Origin of the sequence: Chroococcidiopsis sp. (assembly GCF_051657925.1) — a bacterium.
In the GTDB taxonomy this organism is placed as follows: Bacteria; Cyanobacteriota; Cyanobacteriia; order Cyanobacteriales; family Chroococcidiopsidaceae; genus Chroococcidiopsis.
The window spans coordinates 1-4,406 of sequence record NZ_JBOFLP010000160.1; the positions used below are offsets into that span (position 1 = coordinate 1).

9 protein-coding genes are annotated in these 4,406 nt (G+C 45.5%); 6 read left to right on the plus strand and 3 right to left on the minus strand.

Annotation, left to right across the window (positions count from 1 at the left end):
• The 4 genes from ACRC32_RS13215 to ACRC32_RS13230 all read left to right on the plus strand — a co-directional run.
• Window positions 1–245, plus strand: a 245-nt coding sequence (locus tag ACRC32_RS13215) for a hypothetical protein (protein WP_438554404.1), incomplete at its 5' end; no start/stop codon positions are given.
• Between the two features lie 37 nt (window positions 246–282).
• Complete coding sequence (locus ACRC32_RS13220; RefSeq protein WP_438554405.1) at window positions 283–792, plus strand: hypothetical protein; 510 nt, start codon at window positions 283–285, stop codon at window positions 790–792.
• Window positions 792–1,286, plus strand: a complete 495-nt coding sequence (locus tag ACRC32_RS13225; protein WP_438554406.1) for a hypothetical protein — start codon at window positions 792–794, stop codon at window positions 1,284–1,286. The genes ACRC32_RS13220 and ACRC32_RS13225 overlap by 1 nt, the downstream gene beginning before the upstream one ends.
• The gene (locus tag ACRC32_RS13230) at window positions 1,286–1,930 is read left to right on the plus strand and encodes a hypothetical protein (protein ID WP_438554407.1); all 645 of its coding nucleotides are present in this window, start codon (window positions 1,286–1,288) and stop codon (window positions 1,928–1,930) included. The genes ACRC32_RS13225 and ACRC32_RS13230 overlap by 1 nt, the downstream gene beginning before the upstream one ends.
• Here ACRC32_RS13230 and ACRC32_RS13235 read toward each other — a convergent pair whose 3' ends face one another.
• A complete protein-coding gene (locus ACRC32_RS13235; protein WP_438554408.1) occupies window positions 1,931–2,143 on the minus strand; it encodes a hypothetical protein in 213 nt (70 codons plus the stop codon).
• Between the two features lie 144 nt (window positions 2,144–2,287).
• Here ACRC32_RS13235 and ACRC32_RS13240 point away from each other — a divergent pair, with 144 nt between their 5' ends.
• Window positions 2,288–2,824, plus strand: a complete 537-nt coding sequence (locus tag ACRC32_RS13240) for a glycoside hydrolase family 108 protein (RefSeq protein ID WP_438554409.1) — start codon at window positions 2,288–2,290, stop codon at window positions 2,822–2,824.
• Window positions 2,821–3,369, plus strand: a complete 549-nt coding sequence (locus ACRC32_RS13245) for a 2OG-Fe(II) oxygenase (protein ID WP_438554410.1) — start codon at window positions 2,821–2,823, stop codon at window positions 3,367–3,369. Before ACRC32_RS13240 ends, ACRC32_RS13245 begins: the two co-directional genes overlap by 4 nt.
• A gap of 26 nt (window positions 3,370–3,395) precedes the next feature.
• Here the strand turns inward: ACRC32_RS13245 and ACRC32_RS13250 are convergent, their stop codons facing one another.
• Both ACRC32_RS13250 and ACRC32_RS13255 read right to left on the minus strand, forming a co-directional pair.
• Window positions 3,396–3,713 (minus strand): hypothetical protein, encoded by a 318-nt coding sequence (locus ACRC32_RS13250; RefSeq protein ID WP_438554411.1) that lies wholly within the window; start codon window positions 3,711–3,713, stop codon window positions 3,396–3,398.
• On the minus strand, window positions 3,710–4,406 hold a 697-nt coding region (locus tag ACRC32_RS13255), incomplete at its 5' end, for an IS110 family transposase (RefSeq protein ID WP_438554412.1). The genes ACRC32_RS13255 and ACRC32_RS13250, both read right to left, overlap by 4 nt.

The following is a 4,406-nucleotide window of genomic DNA, read 5'->3' on the forward strand; positions in this document are numbered from 1 at the left end:
CAAAAAGTGATTGGTTCATTTTTCTAATGCAAACTCCAAGTGCTGACCTTTTCCGAGCAATCCTTAGAGCTAGTAAATCTACAGTCAACTCTGCCTTTTTTGAGAAGGGTGTGACGCTTGATTGGGATTTAGATAAAGGTGAACTTAAAGGAACGTTTTCTATTCCCATTCAAGGAACAGTAAACAATGAAACCGGAAAATTTGAAATTACTGCTAAAGAGTTTCTAGAAGAACCAAATCCATAAACAGCCAATAGTTTTGCAAGTGCAAGTTTAATTTTTTATGGCTCTTAATCCTTATAAAGACGTGCCGATGATTATTAATGGCGTAATGGTTGCGCTATTACACATCCGCCAAGACCAAATCAAGTATTTCAACATTACTGTAGATCCAATTCCACCCGCTACACCGCGAACCCGAAAAAGTCACAGTAGAATCAAGCGCTCTACTCGATTAGACGATACCGCAGGTACTACAACTACTACGGTACGTTCATCAAATTATGATTATTCGCCTTCAAAAAGAACTTTAGGTAGAGGTGGGAAAGCAATCAAAGTTCCTACCGAACTAACTTCTACTCCTCCATCTCAAGCAGGTCAAGCTAACCCGCAAACTTCTACAAGAATGACTGTAATTCGTTTTCCTAACAAGGTAACTAACAGTCAGATTTCTAGCTGGATTAATACAAAGTTTACTTCTCACAAACCTACGCGCTTTTTTACTCCGTCAGGCGTACCTTATCCGGTAAGAGCTGGCGTTGCCCCTGCTCCTAGTCCTACTCCTACTCCTTAATGCCTTTTCTTGAACTAACTCCTAGCACCAACTGGCAAAGAGTTGGCGCGAGTAGATACTTGGCGGAAATCATTAGCAATACTCCTCAAGAAATAGAGTACAAGCCAATTCCGCCTATTTATTTTACTGTTGAGTCTAATTTTTTACTAATAGGAGTTCAGAGTGATTCAGCTAAGCCTTATTGGTACTTAGGCGCAAATGTCTCGCAGTACTTATATATCGCTCCCGACTTGGGAGATGCGAACTTTCCTGGTGGCGTGCAATCTTCAGACCAAAAAAAATTGGGATTGAATAGGCTAACGCTGGTAAATTTCCAAGATTACAATATTTCACCCTATATTTTATTATTTGAAGTTCCTTACTGGCTCCGCGACCTATATATAGAAGTCTGGCAGCATATAGGGGGTAGTAGCGACTCAGTACAGGATGCGTTGATAGATGTAAAACAAAGGCTTGAACGAATTGAATATAAGATTGATTCTATTAATCCTTAATGGAATGGCAACACTTAGCGACTTTTAACTTAACTGAAAGCTGGCAGTATTCAGGTTATATCAATACTAGAAGCTTCCGAGTTACTCATCAAGTAGACCGCGTAGAGCAGCAGAAGCTAATTGCTTTAGTTACTCTCATAAATCTGAGCGAAGAAGGTGAAAATACCGAAATTTTCAAACCTCAACGCATTCAGTATCGTACAGAATCAGAAATCATACAGTTTCCAAATCCTCCTAGAGGTTGGCAGTATGGAATAGCTGTCAAGCAACTTACTCTACCAAATCAAACTCTCAGCAATTGGGAAATAAAAATAGATATGCCAGTAGTCGATTTGCAGCCCGAACAACCACCAATTAATTCAGCGGCTAGCACAGCTAAGAACAGAACTACAGTAGCAGTTAGTACTACACCTACTAAGTTATTGTCCGCTGCTACAGTTGATAGGAAACACGCGACGTTTTTCAACAGCGATACAAAGAACAGCGTTTACATTGATACTGATTCAACTGTTAATAATACTTCTGCCATTGCCAATGTTGGTAGTAAGAAAATCTATGTATCAGATATTCCAAACTGGCAGGGTGAGTACTGGGCAGTGGCAGCAAGCGGAACGATCAACGTTGATGTTGAAGAGTATGTTTAACTATTTGTTCGAGTCGTTTCGATTCTGGCGCTCGTCAAGCAACTTCTGAATTATTCGCGCTTCCATCTCTTCATTCTTTAAATACTGCTGCCACAAACCGCGAATTAGAAATAGAGCGAGGGTGGCTAGAACTGACCCTTCTACGGTAGGAAAGTAATTATTTGGCATAGGTTGAATCGGCTGTGGTGACGATGGTTGAATTGAGGCTTGCATTGTGGTGTCCTACTTGTTTCTCCATCATGCTGCATTCTTAAGAATTAATTAATGACCGCCGCGTGATTTTACAGAAATTTTGTAGAGAACTTCAAGTTCCAGTAGTTAGCAGAAACTCTTAGTTTTATTATTTATAACTTCACAATGAGTACTGATAATTTTAATCGCGCTTTGCAATTTACCCTCGATTGGGAGGGAGGTTTTAGCAACCATCCAAATGACACTGGTGGTGCTACTAATTTTGGAATTACACAGGCAACGTACGACCGCTACCGCAAGAATCGCCAGCTACCAAAGCATTCGGTTAAACTGATTCGTCGCCACGAAGCAACCGATATTTATCATGCTTACTACTGGGTAGAGGGCGGTTGCGACAAGCTACCGGATAAGTGGGCGCTGTGTCATTTCGATTGGTGCGTGAACCATGGCACGGGCGGAGCAACTTGCACTTTGCAGCGCACGGTAGGAGCAACACCGGACGGTATCTGGGGCGCGAAGACAACCGCAGCAGTAGCGCAGGCAATAGAGCAGAAGGGCGAAAGAACATGCGTTGCAATGTACTGCAACCTGCGTGAGGCTTGGTATCGGCGAGAGGCAGAGCGCAATCCTTCTCAGCGAGTGTTTCTTAAGGGTTGGTTGAATCGGCTGGCAGGTTTGAGACAGCACTTGGAAGTTGCATGAGTTTCTATCATCTAGAGCCAGATTTTCTGTCTGACTACGAGCTAGCAAATCTGCTGCAATACGTGGCAGGGAATGAGGCTAGATTTGATGCTAGTTCCGTGCTGGGCGACCCGCAGCATCGACGGTCGCGGGTGCTGCATGATTTTCCTATATATCAAGCACTGTTTCGGCAGAAGATTGGCGAGGTTTTAGCTTTTGTCTTGCCCGACCTTGGCGTTACGCCGTTTCCGGTAGCTCAAATTGAGTGCCAGCTTACTGCCAGCGGTGACGGCGATTACTTTCGCCTCCATGCTGATAATTGCAATGCTCCTACAGCCACCAGGCGCGTCACCTATGTTTACTACTTTCATGCTGAACCTAAATGCTTTACTGGTGGTGAGTTGGTGCTACACGGGCGCTCAGCGCTGCGCTACGCACCGCAGCAGAACAGCATTATCTTTTTCGAGTCTGGGTTAAACCACGAAGTCTTACCCGTGTGCGTACCCTCGAAAGAGTTTATGCATGGACGGTTTACAGTTAATGGTTGGGTTAGGGAGAGGCGATAGCTGTTTGTGGGGATTCACTCTAGTACCTACAGCGGGTCGATGCCAATTTGATTTGCTCGGTCCAGCCATCGGTCGATGTCTCTAACTGTGGCGATCGCCCCCACCGATTCGCGCAGCGCTGCTTTTTCTGCCTCAAATCCTTCAGCCGACATGTAGGCGGGGGCAAAAATCCACTGCCTGAAATACTCGCGGATAAGGGCGATGTGGTCGTCGCTCATGGGAAATGCGCTCTTACTACCCATGTGGTTGAGATAGGCATGAATAGCGACTTTGAGTTTGCCGCTAGTTTCATACATCCAGTAATGGGGAATGCCAGAGGGGAAAGCAAAGTTGTATTCCGTCATTGGTCGGCTGGGGCGATCGCTTTGACTAATTCCTTATATAACAACACTACAGCCTTTGCTGCCGTCCGCATTCGCACGACTTGCACGGGTACGCCACTGGCTTTCTGTTTGTCTAAATAGGTTCCGAGCTGCTGACCTATTTCTGTTTGCAATCGGCGATTGTTCTTTGGCTCAATGCGCGTCATGACATACTGCCACAAGGTTTGACGACAGAGTGAAGACCCACCAGGTATCCAATTAGTGTATTTACCACTGGAATCTTCTACCAATCCCATTCCTAACCGCAGCTTGAAGGCGCGTAGCGAACGGTCGCGGCGAGCGGTATGACCTGTTTTTGTTGGTGCTGATTCACATAAGGGCTGATTCCGGCTCAAAAAATCTGACAACGGGTAAATGTGAGATAGCAGTAGCGTCCTGACTCGTAGACCCATACCGAAACGGTCAAAGACAGTATGGTAAACGTCAAATTGAGGATGGGCTAGCAGTTGCTCGATTTGCTGCTCGATCGCGTCCTGCTGCCGCTCCAAATTACAAATACGCGCTGCCTGGGCGCGAGTGAATACAGTTATCTCTAATCCAAAATCCCGTGCGACCGACCCCGCCCAGAGTCGGTCAAAGTAGGAACTAGGTCGCTCCTCAGCTAACCAGCCCCAGAGAGGAGGTACATCATTTCGCTGCCTGCGTTGCGAGTCG

What these genes read in the sequence shown, in the direction of transcription:
- ACRC32_RS13220 (WP_438554405.1), top strand. Translation starts at nt 283, where the DNA reads ATGGCTCTTAATCCTTATAAAGACGTGCCGATGATTATTAATGGCGTA.
- ACRC32_RS13225 (WP_438554406.1), top strand. Translation starts at nt 792, where the DNA reads ATGCCTTTTCTTGAACTAACTCCTAGCACCAACTGGCAAAGAGTTGGC.
- ACRC32_RS13230 (WP_438554407.1), top strand. Translation starts at nt 1,286, where the DNA reads ATGGAATGGCAACACTTAGCGACTTTTAACTTAACTGAAAGCTGGCAG.
- ACRC32_RS13235 (WP_438554408.1), bottom strand. Translation starts at nt 2,143, where the DNA reads ATGCAAGCCTCAATTCAACCATCGTCACCACAGCCGATTCAACCTATG.
- ACRC32_RS13240 (WP_438554409.1), top strand. Translation starts at nt 2,288, where the DNA reads ATGAGTACTGATAATTTTAATCGCGCTTTGCAATTTACCCTCGATTGG.
- ACRC32_RS13245 (WP_438554410.1), top strand. Translation starts at nt 2,821, where the DNA reads ATGAGTTTCTATCATCTAGAGCCAGATTTTCTGTCTGACTACGAGCTA.
- ACRC32_RS13250 (WP_438554411.1), bottom strand. Translation starts at nt 3,713, where the DNA reads ATGACGGAATACAACTTTGCTTTCCCCTCTGGCATTCCCCATTACTGG.